The organism is Sorangium sp. So ce834, assembly GCF_051521425.1.
Classification (GTDB): Bacteria; Myxococcota_A; Polyangia; order Polyangiales; family Polyangiaceae; genus Sorangium; species Sorangium cellulosum_D.
On the sequence record NZ_CP150351.1, the window covers coordinates 8422467 to 8441836 of the forward strand.

General features: G+C 72.7%; 17 protein-coding genes and 1 pseudogene. 9 read left to right on the forward strand and 9 right to left on the reverse strand.

Annotated features, from left to right (window positions below; all coding sequences use genetic code 11):
- Window positions 1–382: 382 nt before the first annotated feature.
- The 3 genes from valS to WMF20_RS30585 form a co-directional block, all read right to left on the reverse strand.
- Window positions 383–3079 (reverse strand): valine--tRNA ligase, encoded by a 2697-nt coding sequence (valS, locus tag WMF20_RS30575; RefSeq protein WP_437605414.1) that lies wholly within the window; start codon window positions 3077–3079, stop codon window positions 383–385.
- Window positions 3080–3343: 264 nt separating this feature from the next.
- Window positions 3344–4081, reverse strand: coding sequence for a ferredoxin--NADP reductase (locus WMF20_RS30580; protein WP_437605415.1), 738 nt, complete (start codon window positions 4079–4081; stop codon window positions 3344–3346).
- A 212-nt stretch (window positions 4082–4293) separates the two neighbouring features.
- The gene (locus WMF20_RS30585) at window positions 4294–4497 is read right to left on the reverse strand and encodes a hypothetical protein (protein ID WP_129577707.1); all 204 of its coding nucleotides are present in this window, start codon (window positions 4495–4497) and stop codon (window positions 4294–4296) included.
- 763 nt (window positions 4498–5260) lie between these two features.
- Here WMF20_RS30585 and WMF20_RS30590 point away from each other — a divergent pair.
- A pseudogene (locus WMF20_RS30590) lies at window positions 5261–5434 on the forward strand (DSD1 family PLP-dependent enzyme); the annotation flags it as partial.
- A gap of 13 nt (window positions 5435–5447) precedes the next feature.
- Here the strand turns inward: WMF20_RS30590 and WMF20_RS30595 are convergent.
- Window positions 5448–6278: a hypothetical protein gene (locus WMF20_RS30595; protein WP_437605416.1), complete on the reverse strand. Its 831-nt coding sequence runs from the start codon at window positions 6276–6278 to the stop codon at window positions 5448–5450.
- A 113-nt stretch (window positions 6279–6391) separates the two neighbouring features.
- Complete coding sequence (locus tag WMF20_RS30600) at window positions 6392–7711, reverse strand: flavohemoglobin expression-modulating QEGLA motif protein (RefSeq protein WP_437605417.1); 1320 nt, start codon at window positions 7709–7711, stop codon at window positions 6392–6394.
- Between the two features lie 261 nt (window positions 7712–7972).
- On the opposite strand from WMF20_RS30600, the gene WMF20_RS30605 reads away from it, so the two are divergent.
- The 4 genes from WMF20_RS30605 to WMF20_RS30620 all read left to right on the forward strand — a co-directional run bounded on the left by WMF20_RS30605 (window position 7973) and on the right by WMF20_RS30620 (window position 10820).
- On the forward strand, window positions 7973–8923 hold the full coding sequence (locus tag WMF20_RS30605; RefSeq protein WP_437605418.1) for a sigma-70 family RNA polymerase sigma factor: 951 nt from the start codon (window positions 7973–7975) through the stop codon (window positions 8921–8923).
- Between the two features lie 150 nt (window positions 8924–9073).
- The gene (locus WMF20_RS30610; protein WP_437605419.1) at window positions 9074–9565 is read left to right on the forward strand and encodes a DoxX family protein; all 492 of its coding nucleotides are present in this window, start codon (window positions 9074–9076) and stop codon (window positions 9563–9565) included.
- Window positions 9566–9612: 47 nt separating this feature from the next.
- Complete coding sequence (locus WMF20_RS30615) at window positions 9613–10029, forward strand: VOC family protein (protein ID WP_437605420.1); 417 nt, start codon at window positions 9613–9615, stop codon at window positions 10027–10029.
- 158 nt (window positions 10030–10187) lie between these two features.
- Window positions 10188–10820 carry a glutathione S-transferase family protein gene (locus tag WMF20_RS30620; RefSeq protein WP_437605421.1) on the forward strand — a complete coding sequence of 211 codons (633 nt, stop codon included), beginning with the start codon at window positions 10188–10190 and terminating at the stop codon, window positions 10818–10820.
- Between the two features lie 29 nt (window positions 10821–10849).
- Here WMF20_RS30620 and WMF20_RS30625 read toward each other — a convergent pair whose 3' ends face one another.
- Together WMF20_RS30625 and WMF20_RS30630 are read right to left on the reverse strand one after the other, a co-directional pair.
- Window positions 10850–11206 carry an ArsR/SmtB family transcription factor gene (locus WMF20_RS30625; protein ID WP_437605422.1) on the reverse strand — a complete coding sequence of 119 codons (357 nt, stop codon included), beginning with the start codon at window positions 11204–11206 and terminating at the stop codon, window positions 10850–10852.
- Between the two features lie 118 nt (window positions 11207–11324).
- On the reverse strand, window positions 11325–15152 hold the full coding sequence (locus tag WMF20_RS30630) for an ATP-binding protein (RefSeq protein WP_437605423.1): 3828 nt from the start codon (window positions 15150–15152) through the stop codon (window positions 11325–11327).
- A gap of 177 nt (window positions 15153–15329) precedes the next feature.
- Here WMF20_RS30630 and WMF20_RS30635 point away from each other — a divergent pair, with 177 nt between their 5' ends.
- Complete coding sequence (locus WMF20_RS30635; protein ID WP_437605424.1) at window positions 15330–15560, forward strand: hypothetical protein; 231 nt, start codon at window positions 15330–15332, stop codon at window positions 15558–15560.
- Window positions 15561–15705: 145 nt separating this feature from the next.
- Window positions 15706–16209, forward strand: a complete 504-nt coding sequence (locus WMF20_RS30640) for an SRPBCC family protein (protein WP_437605425.1) — start codon at window positions 15706–15708, stop codon at window positions 16207–16209.
- Window positions 16210–16262: 53 nt separating this feature from the next.
- Here the strand turns inward: WMF20_RS30640 and WMF20_RS30645 are convergent, their stop codons facing one another.
- Both WMF20_RS30645 and WMF20_RS30650 read right to left on the reverse strand, forming a co-directional pair.
- Window positions 16263–16634: a DUF4180 domain-containing protein gene (locus WMF20_RS30645; protein WP_437605426.1), complete on the reverse strand. Its 372-nt coding sequence runs from the start codon at window positions 16632–16634 to the stop codon at window positions 16263–16265.
- A gap of 691 nt (window positions 16635–17325) precedes the next feature.
- Window positions 17326–17448 carry a DUF2935 domain-containing protein gene (locus WMF20_RS30650; protein ID WP_237244249.1) on the reverse strand — a complete coding sequence of 41 codons (123 nt, stop codon included), beginning with the start codon at window positions 17446–17448 and terminating at the stop codon, window positions 17326–17328.
- A gap of 154 nt (window positions 17449–17602) precedes the next feature.
- Between WMF20_RS30650 and WMF20_RS30655 the strand changes: the two genes are divergently transcribed.
- Together WMF20_RS30655 and WMF20_RS30660 are read left to right on the forward strand one after the other, a co-directional pair.
- A complete protein-coding gene (locus WMF20_RS30655; protein WP_061625379.1) occupies window positions 17603–18001 on the forward strand; it encodes a YciI family protein in 399 nt (132 codons plus the stop codon).
- Window positions 17998–19299: an RNA polymerase sigma factor gene (locus WMF20_RS30660; protein ID WP_437605427.1), complete on the forward strand. Its 1302-nt coding sequence runs from the start codon at window positions 17998–18000 to the stop codon at window positions 19297–19299. The genes WMF20_RS30655 and WMF20_RS30660 overlap by 4 nt, the downstream gene beginning before the upstream one ends.
- Window positions 19300–19370 lie beyond the last annotated feature (71 nt).

Genomic DNA, 19370 nt, shown 5'->3' on the forward strand with positions numbered 1-19370 from the left:
TGTCCAGATGGCCGCCGGGGATGTCCAGATGGCCGCCGGGGATGTCCAGATGACCGCCCCCCATGTCCGGATGGCCGCCCCCATGTCCGGATGGCCGACAGCTGTGCCCTGACGCGGGCGGTGAGCGGACGCCGCCGCCAGAGCGCGCTGACCGTCCCGCGCTCGGCTCGCGGAAGCTCCTCCCCCGCGATCCGACCCGTAGGCCCTCGTGGAGGGAGCTCGCCGCGCGGTGCGGGCATGGGCTGGTGTCTGAGCCCATTTTACGTCCTGTGTCCGGCGCGCGCAGCGCGACGGGCACAGGACGTCTCAGGCGAGTTCAGCCCGTGCCCGCCCCGCGCGGCGAGCTCCCTCCACGAGGGCCGGGCCACCTCGGACAGGCTCTCTACTCCTCCGAGGCCGCCGCCCCCGCCCCGGCCGCCGCCCCCGCCGGCTCCAGCTCGCAGCGCACGACCTCGACCTCGCCATCCGCGAGCTCCGGCCGCTCCACGAGCTCGTGCGCGCCCGCGCGCACCGCCGCGAGCACGTCCCCCAGCGCCGGCTTCAGCCGCGCCAGCGTCGCGGCGTTCGCCCCGAGCGCGAGGTCGGTCACGACGCGCCCCACGCTCGCGCCGAGCTCGCTCTTGCGCTTGTTGACCGCCGCCATCGCCGCCGCCGCCAGATCCAGGAGCCCCGGGTCCGAAGGCGCCGCGACCTCCGCGAAATCCGCCGCCGAAGGCCACTTCGCCCGGTGGATCGAGGCCTCGCCCGTCTCCTCCGCGTACACCCAGCGCCAGACCTCGTCGGTGATGTACGGCAGGACCGGCGCGAACAGCCGCAGCAGCACCGACAGCCCGAGCCGCAGCGCCGCCACCGCCGAGCCGCGCGCCGCCTCACCGGCGCCGCCCTCGCCGCGCGCCCGCGCCTTCGCGAGCTCCAGGTAGGCGTCGGTGAACCAGCGCCAGAAGAAATCCTCGGTCCGCTCGAGCGCCGCCGCGAACTCGTGCTCGTCGAACGAGCGCGTCGCGTCCTCCACCACCGCCGACAGCTTGTGCAAGAGCGCCCGGTCGAGCTCCTCGGAGATCGGGTGGACCTCCGCCGACTGGCTGAGCACGTACTTGCTCGCATTCCAGATCTTCGTGACGAGCCGCTTGCCGATCTTCAGCACCTTCTCGTCGAACGCCGTGTCCGTGCCGAGCCGCGCGCTCGCCGACCAGTAGCGGACGGCGTCCGAAGAATACGTGTCGAGCAGGTGCATCGGCGTGACGACGTTGCCCTTGCTCTTCGACATCTTCTTGCGATCCGGATCGAGGATCCACCCGGAGATCGCGACGTGGTGCCACGGGACCGACGACTCGTGCAGCATCGCCTTCGCGATCGTGTAGAACGCCCACGTCCTGATGATGTCGTGGGCCTGCGGCCGCAGATCGGCCGGGAAGAGCCGCGCGTGGCGCGCCGGGTCGTCCCCCCAGTGAGAGCTGATCTGCGGCGTGAGCGAGCTCGTGAACCACGTGTCGAAGACGTCGGACTCGGCGGTGAAGCCGCCGGGCTGGTCCCGCTGCGACGCCTCGTACCCGGGCGGCACGTCGACCGTCGGGTCGACCGGGAGCATCTCGCGCGTCGCGAGCAGCGGCCGGCCGTGATCCGGGTTGCCCTCGGCGTCGAGCGGATACCAGACCGGGAACTGCACGCCGAAATACCGCTGGCGGCTGATGCACCAGTCGCCCTGGAGCCCCTCGGTCCAGTTGCGGTACCGGAGGCGCATGAAATCCGGGTGCCACTTGATCTTGTCGCCGTATTCGAGGAGCTCGGCCTTCTTGTCGGCGAGCCGGACGAACCACTGCCGCGTGGGCACGAACTCGAGCGGCTGGTCGCCCCGCTCGTAGAACTTCACCGCGCGCTCGATCGGCCTCGGCTCGCCCCGCAGCGCCGGCCCCCGGCCGGGCGCCGCCGCGTGCTCCTCGCGGCGGAGCAGCTCGACCACCGCCGCGCGCGCCTGCTTCACCCCCCTGCCCTGGAGCGGCGCATACGCGGCGTTGGCCGCGGCCGGGTCGCGGCTCTCCCACGCGCCCTCGCCGAACGTCACCGGCAGGACACGGCCGTTCTTGCCGAGCATCTGCCGGAGCGGGAGCTTCTGCTCCCGCCACCAGATCACGTCGGTCGCGTCGCCGAAGGTACAGACCATCAGGATGCCCGTGCCCTTCTCGCGATCCACGAGCGGGCTCGGGAAGATCGGCACCGGCGCGCGGAAGATCGGGGTGAGCGCCGTCTTGCCGAAGAGGTGCTGATACCGCGGGTCCTCCGGGTGCGCCGTGACGCCGACGCAGGCCGCGAGCAGCTCCGGGCGCGTCGTGGCGATGACGAGCTCCTCGGCCGTCCCCTCCACCGCGAACGCGATGTCGTGGAACGCGCCCGATTGCGGGCGATCCTCGACCTCCGCCTGGGCGACCGCGGTCTGGAAATCGACGTCCCACATCGTCGGCGCGAAGACCGAGTAGAGGTGGCCCTTCTCGTGGAGATCCAGGAACGACAGCTGCGCCGTCCTGCGGCAGTGATCATCGATGGTGGTGTACTCGTTCCGCCAGTCCACCGAGAGGCCCACCCGGCGGAAGAGCGCCTTGAAGACCTGCTCGTCCTCGCGCGTGACCTTGTGGCAGAGCTCGATGAAGTTGGGCCGCGACACGATGCGCGGCGGCTCCTTCTTGATCGTCTCCGGCGAGGCCTGCGGCAAGGTCAGGCCGCGCTCGTACGGCGTGCGCACGTCCGTGCGGACGTGGAAGTAGTTCTGCACGCGCCGCTCGGTGGGCAGGCCGTTGTCGTCCCAGCCCATCGGGTAGAAGATGTTGAAGCCGCGCATCCGGCGCTGGCGGACGACGACGTCCGTGTGCGTGTAGCTGAAGACGTGGCCGATGTGCAGCGAGCCCGAGGCGGTCGGCGGCGGGGTGTCGACGACGAAGGTCTCCTCGCGGGGGCGCGACGGGTCGTATCGGTACGTCCCGTCGGCCTCCCACACGTCGGCCAGGCGCAGCTCGGCGACGGGCGAGTCGAAGTGCTTCGGGAGCGTCGCGGGATCGATGGAGCGGAACGTCTTCTTGATCGTCACGTGGTCACCTGCAGAACAGACCCCGCAGGAACCTCCCGCGGGGCCGGCATCCTACGTCGTCCCCCGGGTGCCGCTCAAGGCGCGCCGCGCCCGCGCGGCGGCGATCCGCGATCGCATCCGCGCATCCGCCAGAGCCCGGCGGCTCCGCCGGCGCGCGCGCGCCGTTGCGAGGAGAGGCCGGCGCCCGGGTCGTGGAGGACGCCGGCGGCGCCGCCGCGGAGATCGCGGAGAGGCGGGCGCCTCGATCGCGGCGAGGCCGGGGGCTCAGTCGTAGCGCTCGACGTGGACGTGCTTGCGGGGGACGGCGAGCTCGCCGCGGGCGAGCTCGCGGACGGACGAGACCATCCGATCGAGGCCGCAGATGAAGACGTGCGGCGCCGGATCGCCGCTCTTCTCCGCGAGCTCCCGGTAGAGCTCGGGCACGTGCGCCTGCACGTAGCCGCGGCGGCCGGCCCACGACGGGCCGCCGCGCGAGAGCGTGATCTCGTAGTGGATCCGGTCGGATCCGCGCGCGAGCGCCTCGAGCTCGTCGCGGTAGATGACGTCCTCCTCGAAGCGCGCGCCGAACAGGATCCACAGGTGGGGCGCGGCAAGCCCCGCGCGCAGGGAGGCGCGCAGCATGCTCCGGAGCGGCGTGATGCCGGTGCCGGTCGCGACGAACAAGGAGGGCGCGGAATCCCCGGGATCGCGGGTGAAGAGCCCGTGCGGGCCGATGGCGCGGAGCGTGGCGCCGGGCTCGAGCCGGTGCAGGTGCTCCGAGCCCGCCCCGCCCTGCACGAGCGTGACCGCGAGATCGAAGCGGGGCGAGCCGTCGGGCGCGGATGCGATGGAGTAGGCGCGCTTCACCTCGCCGCCCGGGAGCGGGAGGACGAGGTTGACCCACTGGCCCGCCTCGAACAGAAACGACCTCCCGTCGGCGCGCTCGAACGAGAGCTCGCGCACGAAAGGGCTGAGGGGCCGGGCGGCGACGAGGCGGGCTTCGAACGGTTCGGCGTGGATCATGGTCGGGCCCCGGCGGGGCTCGGCTGCGAGGCCGCGCGGGTGGCGAGGTCTTACCGCAGCCTGCGCCCCGGCCCAATCGCGATCGCAGCGGGGATGGCGCCGCCGGAGGGCGCGCAATCGCGGGAATCACGGGCTTCCGCCCCCCGCGCCGCCGGAGCGCGGGGCCGGGCCGCCGCCCGGGCCCGCGCTCCGGCGGGGAGCCGTCGCGGGCTCTACCGCACGCCCATGCGGCGGCGCTGCGGGATGTTCACCGCCGGCCGGGAGCGATCCAGGTTGGGGAGCGCGCGCGGCGGGCGGGGATCCCGGTGCGCGGGCTTCTGCGCGGGGAGCTGCCCTCGCTGAGCCGGGCGCTGGTCGGGCGACTTGGCCGAGCCCAGCGCGAGATCGGAGACGGGGAGATGCGCGCGTCGCTGCATAGAATCCTCCATGGAATCGGTCATCAACACATCGGGAAGAGCACCCAGGCCGAAAGAAACCTTCGAAGAACCGGCTCTCATACACCCTCCATTCATCGTGCGACCCCGGACTCAGGACGGATCGAACCCGCGAGGGACGCTGGCTCTCTGGGCCTCTCCCTGCTCGCTCGACCGGCGCTCTCTCGACGCAACTCCGCCGTTCGTCGGGACGGGACGGTCCGCCTCGCCGCACGCTCCCCGTCGAGACGACTCAGCGTCTCGACGTCAGGAGAGATGACGATTCGGCCCGTCGCGCCACGACGGCTCGGTGCTTCGAGCGCGCGGCCAGCGAGCGCGGGACGATCGCCAGGAGATCACGAATCTCCCGGCCATCGACCTCCAGCGCCTCGGGCTCGTCCGCTCGTCGCCCCCGCTCCGTCCCAGCGCGCACACGACACGAGCTCGCGCGGGGAACCGCGGGCCGCTGTCGTGGCTGCTCATGCGCGACAACACAGGGTGGGACGCCGTGCCTACCTGGGCAACAGGCGTTCATCTCTTCCTACGCCGAGTAGCTACTACCCTGAGTAGGCCCCTGAGGGTCCGCGCAACGGAGCGGTGGTTTCAGCGAGAGATGCGCATGGTGGACGCGGGCTACGCGTCGAGAGGGACACTAGCACTCGACCTCGATCTTGCCCAGCACTTTTTGTGGAGGAGGGCTGTCCTGCTGCGAGGCTCGCGGCCCCGCGCCGCGGACATCGACGATGGATATCGCTGAGCTGGAGATACCGGCGCTCGTGCTCCGTCGCGCGCGCCTCGACCGCAACCTCGACGGCATGGCACGCCGCTGCGGATTCTGCCCAACCACGCCTGCGCGACCGCCGCGCAGCACGCGCGGTACCATGTCGTGGCCGGTGGGACGGCGATCGAGGCGGTGTGGGAGCGCCTCGGCGGGTGGTGAGCGCGCCCGGCGCTCAGAACGCGACGCGCAGCCCCGCGCTCAGGGGGCCTGCGCCGGGCGACGCGGCCACGGCGCCCGGACCCACGAGGAGCCGCGCGACGGCGGGCGCGCTCGGCGCGTCGTCTCGCCGCACCCGCCGCTTGCCGAACACGTAGAGCGGCAAGCCGACGGCGACCCCGGCCACGCCGCCGAGCGCGGTGGCGATCGCCACGTTGGACGCCTCGGTGCGCGCGGCGCTGCTGTCGTCGTGGCTCGCGAAGACCAGCACGGCGCCGCTGAGGATGGCGGCGCCGCCCAGGGTCGTGAGGACGAGCCCCGAGACCACCATGACCGGGCTGTTCCACTCCGTCGTCCGCTCCTCGAAGTCGCGGAACGCCGCCCTCGCCGCAGCGAGCTCCAGCTCGATCCGGCGCTGCTCGGCGCGCCGCTCGTCCGCGGAGCCGATCTCGTGGACGCGGCGGGCCTGGCCCTCCAGCGCCGCGATGCGCGCCTCGTGCGCGGCGGCGGTCGCTTCCCACGTGGCCCCGGGCGGGACCCCCGCCACGGCCGGCGCGGCAGGGGGCGCCGGGGTCGAGGCGGGAGGCGCGGGCGGCTCCGCGGCCACGGAAGGCGCGGACGCCGCGGGCGGCGCGGGCGGCTCAGCGGCCACGGAGGGCGCGGACGCCGCGGGAGGCGCGGGCGGCTCCGCGGCCACGGAGGGCGCGGACGCCGCGGGAGGCGCGGGCGGCTCCGCGGCCACGGAGAGCGCGGGCGCCGCGGCAGCCAGGCCCAGCGCCCACGCGACGACACGACGGCGCGCCGCGGCCGCGCGCGGGCGCGCGAAGCGGAGGTGGACCTGCTCCATGCGCGCAGCGTCGCCCCTCGACAGGGCCGGGTCAAGGCGCGGGAGTCCGAGAGCACGAGACCTCCGCTCCGCAGGAAACAGGCGCGCCGGCGGCCCGCGCGGCGGCTCGCCGCTCACCCCTCGCGCGGCCGGCCGCGGCGCCGCTTCCCCTCCCCGGCCGGCCGCGCGTCGGCGGCCACGCGGAGCAGCTCCTGGAAGTGCCGCTCCACCGGGCCGAGGTCGATGCCGTCCATGAACGACGTGAACGCGAAGTACGGCAACAGCGTCTGCCAGGCGCGCAGCCAGCCCGGGAGGTAGCGCGGCCGCTCCAGCACGCCGGCGGCGCGCAGCTCCGCCAGCACCGCGATGTCGTCGAGCGCGATCCGGCCGCACACGAGCAGCTCCACCTCGTCGCGCAGCCCGCCGCGAAGGACCGCGGCCAGGAAGGCGTAGACCTCGAGCAGCCCGGCCAGGTAGCAGGCGTCCTTGGTGAACGGCGCGCCGCCCTCGACGAGCCCGCCGCGGCACACGCGCTGGGCGTCGAAGTAGGCGTCGCGGCGCTCGGCGCCGCGCTCGCGCAGGTGCCGGTACAGGTCGAGGAAGCTCGCGCCCTGCTCGGCCATGTCCACGAGCCGCACCCGCTCGGCGAGCCGGGTGAGGCGGCCGATGGAGAGCGAGCGGCTGTAGAGCTCGGCGAAGATGGCGAGCCCCTCCTGCGTGCGCGTGGTGCGGGGGCCGCCCGAGCGCAGGAACGCGCACCGCGGCTGCGCCGCGCCGTTGTGCGCGGTGAGCGCGTGCGTCTCGACCTCGTGGTGCCACAGCCCCTCGGCCTCCCAGGCCGCGAAGGTCGCCTCCGGCCGGATGCGGACCCGGCTCATGCCGGCGACCACCTTGGCCGTGACGCGCGGGTCGACGGTGATCTCGATGTCGAGCCGCGGCGCCCGGCCGGCCACGCGGGCGGCGAGCATGTCCCGGAGCGCGCCGGCGTCGAGCGGCTCCTCCTCGGGATCGCTGGCCTCGTCCCAGCCGTGGACGCGCAGGCGCTCGGTGAGGTGCTCGGCGAGGTCGATGTTCCTGAGCGAGCCGCCGAAGAACCGCGAGCGCGCGCCGCCGTAGAGCTCCTGCGACCGCGCGGAGAACGCGGCGGTGCCCGCGGCCTCGAGCAGCTCCGCGGCCTGGATCTGCGCGCGGACGTTGTCCCGCAGCCAGTCGAGCGCCGGCGCGTCCCCGTCGATGGAGGCGAGGAGCTCGCGCAGCTCGGCGACGCGCCGCGCGAGCCCGTCGCGATCGACGCGGTACTCGACCTCGGGGAGGCGGTCCTCGCCGGCGGCGAAGAAGCGCTCCTCCACCTCACGCGGCCAGGCGATGTCCTCGAGCAGCTTGAGGGCCTTGCCCTCCGCCAGGCGGCCGCCGACCCGATCGAGCTGCTCCAGCACGGCGCGGTCGATGCTCATCGATCGCAGGATCGCCGAAACCGCGAGACGCCGGAACCATCATTCCCTCGACGAGGCAGCGATTGCCATCTTCCGTCGCTTTTTGGAGCGCCGTCGTCGCGTTCGCCTGCGGGCTCCGGCGATCCAGCGCGGTTGCACGCAGCGAGGGTGTTCCGGGGCTGGCTCGAGAGCGTCCTTTGGCCCACACCCGAGACACGAATGCTCCGCGCCGAGCGCGGTTGACCGTGGACCCGCCGGAGAGCCGATGATACGGTCCGGCCGATGTCGGAGAGTGTAGCTCAACTCGAAGAACACCGCGCGGCGCTCACCGGACACTGCTACCGGATGCTGGGTTCGGTGGTCGACGCCGACGACGCCGTCCAGGAGACGATGGTGCGCGCCTGGCGGAGCCTCGATAAGTTCGACGGGCGCTCGTCGCTGCGCACCTGGCTGTACCGCATCGCGACGAACGTCTGCATCGACCTGCGGGCCGACCGCGCGCGCCGGGCGCGCCCCATCGAGGAAGGCCCGGTCGGCACGGTGGACGACGCGCTCGAGACGCGCCCGCGCACCCACTGGCTGGAGCCCGTCCCCGATGCGCACGCCCTGCCGGCGGACATCGACGCCGCGGAGCGGGCGATGCTCCGCCAGAGCATCCGCCTCGCGTTCGTCGCGGCGCTCCAGCACCTGCCGCCGAAGCAGCGCGCCGCGCTGCTGCTCACGGAGGTGCTCGGCTGGTCCGCCGCGGAGGTCGCCGACAGCCTCAACACCTCGGTCGCCGCGATCAACAGCGCGCTCCAGCGCGCGCGGGCGACGCTCGCGAGCCGCGATCTCGGCGACGCGCGCCCCTCGCTGCCGGAGCCACAGTCCGCCCTGCTCGACCGCTACGTCACCGCCTTCGAGCGGTACGACGTCGACGCGCTCACGGCGCTGCTGCACCAGGACGCGACGCTGTCGATGCCGCCCTACACCCTCTGGCTCCGCGGCCACGAGCCGATCCGCGCCTGGTTCCTCGGCCCGGGAGCGGGCTGCCGCGGGTCGCGGCTGATACCGACGGCGGCGAGCGGCTCGCCCGCGTTCGCGCAGTATCGCCCGGCGCCGGAGGGCGGCCACCGGGCCTGGGCGCTCATCGTCCTCGACGTCGCGGGGGACCGCATCGTCAGCATGACGTCCTTCCTCGACACCGAGACGCTCTTCCCGCGGTTCGGCCTGCCGCTCGATCTACCGGCGTAGCCGCGGGCGCCCTGCCTGCCTAACCGCGGCGCCCTCCCGGCCTGGCCACGGGCGCCCGGCCAGCGACGGGGCGACGATTTTTTTCTGAGCGACCGATGAGTCCTGACGGGGCCGGGGGTCTACGGGGGTGAATCCAACACGGAGGCACCCATGACCGTCACCATCGCCAGCATCGATCATCGTGACCAGGATCTCGTGACCCGGCCCCAGGCCAAGGCGCCGGCCCGCGCGGCGGCGCCCGACGCGGCGCCGTCCAGGCGAGCCGTGTGGGCGGGCCGCGTCCTGAGCGGGCTGGCCACGCTGTTCCTGACGTTCGACGCCGCGGTGAAGGTGCTGAAGCTGTTCCCCGCGGAGGCGTCGACCGCCGAGCTCGGGTTCCCGGCGCACCTCGTCCCCACCCTCGGCTACCTCCAGATCGCTTGCCTCGTGGCCTACCTGATCCCGCGCACCGCGGTGCTCGGCGCGATCCTGTGGACCGGCTACCTGGGCGGCGCGATCGCGATCCACGTGCGGGTCGAGAACCCGCTCTTCAGCCACACGCTCTTCCCCATCTACGTCGCCGCGTTCCTCTGGGCGGGGCTCTGGCTGCGCGACCGCCGCGTGCGCGCGCTGACCGCGAGCCCGTCGTCGCAGGGCCGATGAGCTTCACGTTTCACGAGAGTCCATCACGGTAAAAGGAGAAGCGAGCCATGACCACAAAGAACCCCCGCAAGCTCTTCGTCAACCTGTCCGTCCGCGACCTGAAGCGATCGATGGAGTTCTTCAGCAAGCTCGGGTTCGAGTTCAACCCGCAGTTCACGGACGAGAAGGCCGCCTGCATGGTCGTCAGCGAGGAGGCCTATGTCATGCTCCTCGTGGAGTCGTTCTTCAAGACGTTCATGAAGAAGGAGATCTGCAGCACGAGCACGCACACGGAAGGGCTCTTCGCGCTCTCGTGCAGCAGCCGGGCCGAGGTCGACGACCTGGTGAAGAAGGCGGTCGCGGCGGGCGGGTCGCACGCGATGGATCCGCAGGATCACGGCTTCATGTACGGGTGGAGCTTCTACGATCTGGATGGCCACCACTGGGAGGTCATGTGGATGGATCCCAAGGCGATCCAGCCGTAGCCGGCAAGGCGCGGGCGCGCCGCCTGGAAGAGCCCCGTGAGGGCGGGGAGGTGGGGAGATCATCGTCCGGTCTCCCCGCCTCCCCGCCTCCATGCCCCGGGCCGAACCACGGCCAGCCCGCCCCTCGAATCCCTGAGTCGCGATCCAGGAGGCCGCCGATGATCAAGGTCTACAACTTCGCGCGCGGGGCCCGCGGCCTGCGGGTGATGTGGCAGTGCGAGGAGATGGGTTTGCCCTACGAGGTCGAGATGGTGTCGTATCCGCCGAGCGAGGCCTATCGCGCGCTGCATCCGCTCGGCAACGTGCCGTTCCTCGAGGACGAGGGCGGCGTGGCGATCCACGAGTCCGTCGCGATGATGCTTTACCTGGCGCAGAAATACGGGCCCACGCCCCTCTTGCCCGACAAGGACGATCCGGCGCTCGCGCGCGTGCTGCAGATGACCGTGTTCGGCGAGGCTGCGATCGGGGCGGGCGTCAACGCCCTGCTGACGGCGCATTTCGGCGCGCCGGAGGCGGACAAGCGCAACTGGTCGGTCGTCGCGCACGAGGCGAACGTCGCGCGGGCCCTGCGCTTCGCGGCCGACCTGCTCGGCGACAGGCCGTTCCTCGCCGGGGAGCGCCTCACGCTCGCCGACATCTCGGTGAGCACCGCGATCGGAATCGTTCGCGGCGCGCTCGGCAAGGCGCTGCCCGACGAGCTCGCCGCCTACCAGGAGCGGATGGCCGCACGGCCGGCGCTCGAGCGCGCGCGCGCGAGGTGCCGCGGCCAGGAGAGCCCGGCGCGCGCCTGAGCACGACGCGGGGTCGTCCCCCCTCTGCCCTAGCGCTTCGGGCGCTCCCCCTTGCTCTCCCGTTCCTTCAGCTCCTCCAGCAGGTCGTCGAGGCGCTCGTAGCTGCCCTCCCAGAAGCGGCGGTAGTTGTCGAGCCAGCCGCTGGCGTCCTCGAGCGGCTTGGCCTCGATCCGACAAGGCCTCCGCTGCGCGTCGCGGCCGCGCGAGATCAGGCCCGCGCGCTCCAGCACCTTGAGGTGCTTGGAGATCGCGGGCTGGCTCATCGCGAACGGCTTCGCCAGCTCGGTCACCGACGCCTCGCCGGACGCGAGGCGCGCGAGGATCGCTCGCCGTGTCGGATCGGCGAGCGCAGCGAACGTTGCGTCGAGGCGCTCGGACGGGGTCATTGCATAACTCCTTGGTATAAAAACCAATTAGTTATACAATCTGGGGCCCGGACGGTCAAGCCTCCAGGCGATGGCGGCTCGGCCCGGGGGCTCCGCTCGCATCACGCGCGCCGCGCGGCTACGTGCGCAGCGCGGTGAGCACGTCCTGCAGCGTGACGCCAACCACGGGCTTGGTCAGGTGCAGGTCGAAGCCGGCCCTCCTGGACCTGGCCTGATCGTCGGGCCCGCCATAGCCCGAGAGCGCCACCAGGTAGAGCGCGTCGCCGCCCGGCGCGGCCCGCGCCCGGCGCGCGACCTCATAACCGTCGATGCCGGGCAAGCCGATGTCCACGAAGGCCACCTCGGGGCGCAGGTCCAGGAGCTTCGTCACGCCCTCCAGCCCGTCCACCGCCACCGTCACCTCGTGCCCCAGCGCCTCGATATACGCCCGCATCACCCGGCGCACGTCCTCCGCGTCCTCCACGACGAGCACCCGGCGCCGGCCGGCCGCCGCCTCGGGCGCCTCGGCGCGCTGCGCCGGAGGCGGCGGCGCCGCCCCCGGGCCGAGCGGCAGGCGCACGGTGAACTCGCTGCCCTGGCCCGGCCCGGCGCTCGCCGCGGCCACGCTGCCGCCGTGCAGCTCCAAGAGCCGCCGCACCAGCGTGAGCCCGAGCCCCAGCCCGCCCGTGCTCCGGTCGATGGTCTGGTCGACCTGCGTGAACAGATCGAACACCTTCTCGAGCATCGCCGCCGGGATGCCGCGGCCCGTGTCGCGCACCCGCAGCACGGCCTCGGGCGCGCCGACCGCCGCCTCGCGCGTGAGGCGCACCGAGATCGAGCCCCCCGGCGGGGTGTACTTCGCGGCGTTGGTCAGGAGGTTCGTCACCACCTGCTCCAGCCGCGTCGCGTCGGCCCGCATGCCGAAGTCCCCGGGCCCCACCGACAGCGATACGTCATGGCGCCGGGCCTCGACGGCCGGCCTCACCGCGGCGGCGGCGCTCTGCACCACCGCCGCGAGATCGACGTCCTCGAGGCGCAGCTCCACCGTGCCCCGCGTGATGCGCGACACGTCGAGCAGATCGTCCACCAGCCGCACGAGGTGGCCCATCTGCCGCCGCGCGATCTCCCGGTAGCGCGCCGACGCGGGCCCGTCGCCGTCCGCGTCGTCGAGCAGCGTCAGCGACAGGCTGATCGAGGCCATCGGGTTCCGGAGCTCGTGCGCGAGCATCGCGAGGAACTCGTCCTTGCGCTGATCGGCGAGCTTCAGCGCCTCGACGAGCGCCTCCACGCGCCTCCGGGCGCGCACCTGGTCGGTCACGTCGAACGCGAACACGAAGACGCCCTCGATCGCCCCGTCGCGATCGCGCATCGGCTGGTAGACGAAGTTGAAGAACACCTCCTCCGTCGTGCCGTCGCCCCGGCGGTCGAGCCGCACCGGGAGCTCCTTGCCGACGATGGGCTCGCCGGTGCGGACCACCGCGTCGAGGAGCTCCCAGATGCCCTGTCCCTCGAGCTCGGGCAGGGCGGCCCGGATGGGCTCGCCCACGAGCGCTCGACCGCCGACGAGCTGCTGGTAGAGCGGGTTGACCACCTCGAAGACGTGCTCCGGCCCGCGGAGGATGGCGATGGGCCCCGGGGCCTGCATGAAGAGGTCGTTCAGGTACTGGCGCTGCCCCTCGGCCTCGCGCCGGCGGCGCGCGAGCTCCACGTGGATGCGGACCCGCGCGAGGAGCTCCTTCGCGGAGAACGGCTTCACGAGGAAGTCGTCGGCGCCGGCCTCGAGGCTGTCGACGCGCGCCTCCTCGCCCGCGCGCGCGGAGAGCATCACCACGGCGACGCCGCGGGTGCGATCGTCGGCGCGCAGCGCCCTGAGCAGGCCGAAGCCGTCGAGCCGCGGCATCATCACGTCGGTGAGCACGAGATCCGGCGGGTGGGCGCGGGCGCGCTCCAGGGCGGCTCGACCGTCGGCCACGGCCTCCACCGTCCACCCCTCCGCCACGAGCAGCCGCAGCGCGTACTCGCGCATGTCCGCGTTGTCGTCGGCGACGAGGATGCGCCCCGGCAGCCTCCCGGCCGGCCCCTCGCCCGCCGGCCGGGACGCCGGCGCCTGCTCGCCGCGGAGCCACTGCGCGGCCTCGTCGAGGAAGGGCGCGGCGTCCCGCCCCCCCGCGACCGGCGCCGAGGCCGGCGCGACGCGGTCCTCGGGCAGGTGCGCCTTGCCGAGCGGGATGGACACCGTGAAGCGGCTGCCCTCGCCCAGGCGGCTCTCCACGGCCACGGCGCCGCCGTGGAGCTTCGCCAGCTCCTGCACCAGGGCGAGGCCGATGCCGCTGCCCTCGTAGCTGCGGCCCCTGGCCCCCTCGACGCGGTGGAACCGCTCGAACACGTGCGGCAGCTCGGCCTCCGGGATGCCGGTGCCGGTGTCCGCGACCGACAGGACGGCCCGCCCGCCGGCCGCCTCCAGCGAGACCCGGACGCCCCCCGTGAAGGTGAACTTGAAGGCGTTCGAGACGAGGTTGAGCACGATCTTCTCCCAGAGCTCCCGGTCGACGTAGGCCGGCTCGGAGAGCGGCGGGCAGTCCACCGTGAGGGAGAGGCCGGCCCGCTCCAGGAGCGAGCGGAACGAGCTCGCCAGGTCCGCGGTGAAGGAGCCGAGATCGGTCGGCTGGTAGCTCGCCTGGATGCGGCCCGCCTCGATGCGCGAGAAGTCGAGCAGCGTGTTGACGAGCCGGAGGAGCCGGAGGCTGTTGCGGTGCACGATCGCGAGGCGCTCGCGCTGCCGGGGAGGCAAAGGCTGCTCGGCGTCCGCGAGGCCGTCCTCCACCGGCCCGAGGATCAGCGTCAGCGGCGTCCGGAACTCGTGGCTGACGTTGCCGAAGAAGGCCGTCTTCACGCGGTCGAGCTCGGCGAGCGCCTGCAGCCGGCGCTGCTCCTCCTCGCTGGCCCGGGCGCTCTGGATCGCCGTCGCGCAGTGGCCGGCCACGAGCCGCAGGAAGGCGCGGTAGTCGTCGTCCAGCACGAGCCGGGGGCTGACGCCGGCGACGAGGAACCCGGCCGGCCGCCCGCCGGCGCCGGCGCGGGGGAGCGGCAGCACCACCGCCCGGCGCGCGGCGTCCGGCCACGGCCCTCCCGGGAGGGGGCCGACGCCCGCGGGCAGCTCGGCGAGATCCACCTCCGCTTCCTCGCGCAGCGCGCGATGCAGCGGCCACACCGCGCCGGAGGCGGCGGCGTCGAGGCTCGCCGCCGCCGGCGCGGCGGCGTGGCCCGGGTCGAGCCCGGCGGTCGCCGCGAGACGGGCGTGCGCGCCGCCCTCGTCGGCGAGATAGAGCAGCGCGAACGGCAGGTCGCGCCCGGCCTCCGCCACGGTGCCCATCATGACGCGACAGGCATCCTCGACGTTCTTGGCGTCGGCCACCCTCGCCCCGAGCGTCGCCAGGAGCTTCAGCCGGCGCTGCCCGAGGATGTGCCCGGTGCTCTCGGAGCACGCCACGAAGACGCCCGCGACAGCGCCCCTCTCGTCCCGGATGGGGCTGTAGCCGTAGTTGAAATAGCACTCTTCGAGGAAGCCATTCCGATCGAGGATGAGCAGGCCGTCCCGGAGGTACGTGGCCCCTCCTGCGAAGACCTTCTCGATCATCGGCTCGATGACGTCCCAGATCTCCCTCCAGCACGCGCGCCCCGCCTGGCCCATGGCGGCCGGGTGCTTCTTGGAGCCGAGGATGGGGCGGTAGCCGTCGTTGTAGAACTGGATCAGCTCGCGGCCCCACCAGAGGAACATGGGGTGCTCGGACGAGAGCAGGATGGAGAGCGCGGTGCGCAGCGACTGGGGCCACGCCTCGACGGGGCCGAGCACCGTCCGCGACCAGTCGATCGAGCGGATGAGCGCCCCCATCTCCCCGCCGCCCGAGAGCGCGGCGCCGGCCGGATCCAGCCTGTCTCCGGCGCCCGCCGCCTCGGCCCGGCTCATGCCGGCCTCCGCTCCCGTCTGCGATCGAGGTGGCTCGCGCGCTGTCCCGTCATGGCGACCGTTCGCTTGTACCACAGCCCTCCGGGTCCGGCGGCCTCCGGCGCCCCCGCGCTTCGCGGCTCGGTCGCGCTTCGACGGATGAGTTCGTCAGAGGCTCTGTCGCGCTGGAGGTCACGCATGGACGTCAAGGAACCCCAGCAGATGAACGCGATCTTCGCCGAGGCCTTCAACGGCATGCAGGCCGGGGACATCGCCCCGCTGCAGGGCGAATGGAGCCTGTCGTTCGTCGGCCCCGACGGAGAGGAGGTCACCGAGACGGCGCGCTCGGCGGAGGTGGTGCGCCGGCAGCTGGACGGGACCTGGCGTTACCTCATCGATCACCCGGCCGGCGACGACACGCCCCGGTAGCAGCGCCGCCCGGCGTTCCCGCTTGACAAGCCTGTCGCGTCGATGTACTTAACCCAAAGGTTAATTAACCGTTTTGTTATATACGGGTGCCGGCTCATGGCAGAGCACCACGCTCAGGGACGGACAACGCAGGAGGAGAAGGGTCATGGTCGCAACCAGCGCAGCAAACAAGGACAGCTTCCAGGTCACGACGCCGTCGGAACAGGAGATCCTCATGACACGCCTGTTCAATGCGCCGAGGCACCTCGTGTTCGAGGCGATGACGAAGCCCGAGCACGTGAAGCGGTGGTGGGGCTGCCTGGGCACGGGCTACTCGGTGCCCGTCTGTGAGATCGACCTTCGCCCGGGCGGCGCGTGGCGCTTCGTGAACCGCCATCCCCACGGCGAGGCCGCCTTCCACGGCGAGTACAAGGAGATCACGCCGCCGAGCCGGCTCGTGTACACCGAGATCTTCGAGATGTATCCGGACACCGTCTCGCTGGTGACGTCGGTCTTCACCGACGAGGGCGGCAAGACGCGCGTCACGACCACGACGCGCTATCCGTCGAAGGAAGTGCGCGACGCGGTCATCGCGTCCGGCATGGAGCACGGCGCGGCCCTCAGCTACGATCGCCTCGAGGACCTTGTCGCGCAGCTGCAGCAGCGCTGAGCCAGGTTGCGGGCTGGGGCGCGCGCGACGCCCGCCCGGATCATCGCCGCGCGTCAGGCCTGCTCTGCATCCGACGTCCGGCGGATCCATTCGACGGCGGCGTCGCGCGTCTCGAACACACCGAAATACGCGCCGCGGCGCTCCTCGGCCAGCATCTCACCGAAACGGCTGCTGAAGCCCGGCCCCCCCGGGGGACACACGACCGCGAGCCGGACCCAGTAATTCCTCAGCTTCTGCAGGATCTCGCCGGCCTCCCGCGAGCTCAGGTCGAAGAAGGCGGCCGGCAGGTTCGCCGCGTAGAGGAGGGCGCACCGCACGCCGTCCGAGAAACAGGCCTCTAGCAGGCGATTGACGTCGCGGTCGCTCGACATGAAGGCCTGGTCCGGCACGCCTTCCACGAACTTCACACCGCCCTCGTCGATCAACGTCAGTTCCATCGCTACCTCGCATGCGGCCTCGACGCCGCGCCCAGCGATCGACGACCGCCGGGCCTGCGCAGGGTAACCTCGGCCGGTCGTCGCTGTACAGACGCCGCACGCCGGGCGCGCCGAGCGCGCCGGCCCTGCTCCCCCGCAGCGACGCTATCTGCCGGAGAACGGCCCCGGCCAGGGACGACAGCTCGCCAAGCACCTCCAGTAACGCTGATAGCACGCGTACGGCGGAGCAAGCCGGTACGCCACGCAGAAACTAAGCGCGCGCTGGCACCTCTGCCTGCAATACCACGACCACGGGAAGGACTGCCTGGAGCTGTCGATGGTCTCGGAGTCCGTCTCCTCGGCAGCCCGAGGCTGACCATCCCCAGCGGCTCCGCCCGACGCCGCTTCCTCTGCGCTGGCCGCGCGCGTCGCGCCAGCGAAGGCCGCCAGCACGCCGAATGCGAGGATTGCCTGAATTCTTCTCGTCGACCCCATGGTCCCCCCCTCCGCGTTGAATCCGCTGCAGACGATGAACGATCGGAGTCGCGCACCGCCTTATGCCCGCGCGACATCTTGTGCGGGCCTCATCGGATGTCCACCCGGCCGGGCGAGGCGGCGCGCTGTCGCCCTTCTTCGCGTCTGAGCGGGCTGTCCATGCTCGCTCGTCGAGGGCAGCCGGCGGGTGGAGGGCTGCGGGGCCTCACCCGGCGCGCCTCACCTCGTCGGAGAACCGCACCGCCTCGCGGAGGACGTGATCGGCCAGCGAGGGAGCGATGATGCTCTTGATGGCGCGGCGAGCGCCGCCGACGAAGCCCGCCGCCACGCAAGACACCTACACTTACCCACTTTAGACCCCGTGTCGGTCCAAAAAATTCTTCGCTATCGTCGCCCGGGATGTCGAGACCCCGCCCTCGGCTCCGACCTCCCCATGAACGCGCCCCGATCCCCGGGGCGCCCGCGATGAGAAGGAGTCGGCCATGAAATACATCATGATGATGCACACCCCGCACGGCGGTCCCTACCAGGTCGCCAGCTGGCCTCAGAAGGACTTCCAGGCGCACATCGCCTTCATGAAGCGCTTCCACCAGCAGCTCAGCGCGTCGGGGGAGCTCGTGGCGGCCGAGGGCCTGGCGGGGCCCGAGCAGGCCAAGCTCGTGCGCGCCGGCAAGGACGGCAAGCCCATCACCGACGGTGTGTTCCCGGAGACCAAGGAGTTCCTCGCCGGGTACTGGATCGTGGACGTCGACAGCCCCGAGCGCGCCTACGAGCTCGCCGCCCAGGCGTCCGCCGCGCCCGGCCCCGGCGGCGCGCCGCTCAACCTGGCGATCGAGGTGCGAGAGGTGATGAGCGCGCCGCCCCCCCAAGAGCTGCCTTGACCTCACGGCCGCGGGACACCGGGGCCGAGCGCCTGCTGCGCGACCTCGCGCCGCAGGTGCTCGGCGCCGTCCTCCGTCGATTCCGCGACTTCGGCGCCGCCGAGGACGCGGTCCAGGAGGCGCTCGTCGCGGCGGCCACCCAGTGGCCGCGGGACGGCGTGCCCGACGAGCCGCGCGCCTGGCTGATCGAGGTGGCGTCGCGGCGCATCACCGATCACGTCCGCAGCGAGGCCGCCCGCCGGCGCCGCGAGGCGTTCGTGGTCAGCCTCGTGCCACCGGAGCAGCAGATCGCCCTCGCCGCCGACAGCGACGAGGCGGTGGAGCAGGACGACACGCTCACCCTGCTCTTCATGTGCTGCCACCCCGCGCTGTCGCCGTCCTCCGCGATCGCGCTGACCCTGCGCGCCGTCGGCGGCCTGACGACGGGCGAGATCGCCAGGGCGTTCCTGGTCCCCGAGGCGACCATGGCGCAGCGGATCAGCCGCGCCAAGCAGACCATCAAGGCGTCCGGCGTGCCGTTCCAGATGCCCGCGCCGCCCACGTCGGAGGCCACGTCGGAGGCCACGTCGGAGGAGCGCTCGGCGCGGCTCGGCGCCGTGCTGCACGTGCTCTACCTGATCTTCAACGAGGGCTACACGACGAGCTCCGGCCCCGCGCTGCACCGCGACGATCTGTCGAGCGAGGCGATCCGCCTGACGCGCGCCGTGCACGCGCTCCTGCCGGACGACGGCGAGGTCGCGGGCCTGCTCGCGCTGATGCTCCTGACCGACGCGCGGCGCGCGGCGCGGACCGGGCCCGAGGGCCAGCTGATCCCGCTCGCCGACCAGGATCGGAGCCTGTGGGATCAGGGCGCCATCGCCGAGGGCGTCGCGCTCGTGACCGCGGCGCTGTCCCGGGGCTCGATCGGCGTTTACCAGGTGCAGGCCGCGATCGCGGCGGTGCACGACGAGGCGGCGCGCGCCGAGGACACGGACTGGCCGCAGATCCTGGCGCTGTACGACCTGCTCCTCGGGATGTCCGACAACCCCATGGTGGCGCTCAGCCGCGCGATCGCGACGGCCATGGTGCGCGGCCCCGAGGCGGGGCTCGAGCTGCTGAGATCGCTCGACGCCGACCCGCGCCTCGCGGGCCATCACCGCCTCGACGCCGCCCGCGCGCACCTCCTGGAGCGGGCCGGGGATCACGAGGCCGCGATAGCGCACTACCGGAGGGCGGCCGGCCGCACGACGAACCTCCCGGAGCAGAGCTACCTCCTGTCGCAGGCGGCGCGGCTCCTCGACGCCCGGAACCGTGCGTAGCGAGTCAGGGGATCTCCGCGGGGACGACGTTGGCTACGCGGGCGTGAGGGCAAACCCGATGCACGGTGTGC

Excerpts from the sequence above, each read along its gene's own strand:
- WMF20_RS30605 (WP_437605418.1), top strand. The coding sequence starts at position 7,973 with ATGTCGGAGAGTGTAGCTCAACTCGAAGAACACCGCGCGGCGCTCACC.
- WMF20_RS30620 (WP_437605421.1), top strand. The coding sequence starts at position 10,188 with ATGATCAAGGTCTACAACTTCGCGCGCGGGGCCCGCGGCCTGCGGGTG.
- WMF20_RS30600 (WP_437605417.1), bottom strand. The coding sequence starts at position 7,711 with ATGAGCATCGACCGCGCCGTGCTGGAGCAGCTCGATCGGGTCGGCGGC.
- WMF20_RS30630 (WP_437605423.1), bottom strand. The coding sequence starts at position 15,152 with ATGAGCCGGGCCGAGGCGGCGGGCGCCGGAGACAGGCTGGATCCGGCC.
- WMF20_RS30580 (WP_437605415.1), bottom strand. The coding sequence starts at position 4,081 with ATGATCCACGCCGAACCGTTCGAAGCCCGCCTCGTCGCCGCCCGGCCC.
- WMF20_RS30585 (WP_129577707.1), bottom strand. The coding sequence starts at position 4,497 with ATGCAGCGACGCGCGCATCTCCCCGTCTCCGATCTCGCGCTGGGCTCG.
- WMF20_RS30655 (WP_061625379.1), top strand. The coding sequence starts at position 17,603 with ATGAAATACATCATGATGATGCACACCCCGCACGGCGGTCCCTACCAG.
- WMF20_RS30595 (WP_437605416.1), bottom strand. The coding sequence starts at position 6,278 with ATGGAGCAGGTCCACCTCCGCTTCGCGCGCCCGCGCGCGGCCGCGGCG.
- WMF20_RS30610 (WP_437605419.1), top strand. The coding sequence starts at position 9,074 with ATGACCGTCACCATCGCCAGCATCGATCATCGTGACCAGGATCTCGTG.
- WMF20_RS30635 (WP_437605424.1), top strand. The coding sequence starts at position 15,330 with ATGGACGTCAAGGAACCCCAGCAGATGAACGCGATCTTCGCCGAGGCC.
- WMF20_RS30640 (WP_437605425.1), top strand. The coding sequence starts at position 15,706 with ATGGTCGCAACCAGCGCAGCAAACAAGGACAGCTTCCAGGTCACGACG.
- WMF20_RS30625 (WP_437605422.1), bottom strand. The coding sequence starts at position 11,206 with ATGACCCCGTCCGAGCGCCTCGACGCAACGTTCGCTGCGCTCGCCGAT.
- WMF20_RS30615 (WP_437605420.1), top strand. The coding sequence starts at position 9,613 with ATGACCACAAAGAACCCCCGCAAGCTCTTCGTCAACCTGTCCGTCCGC.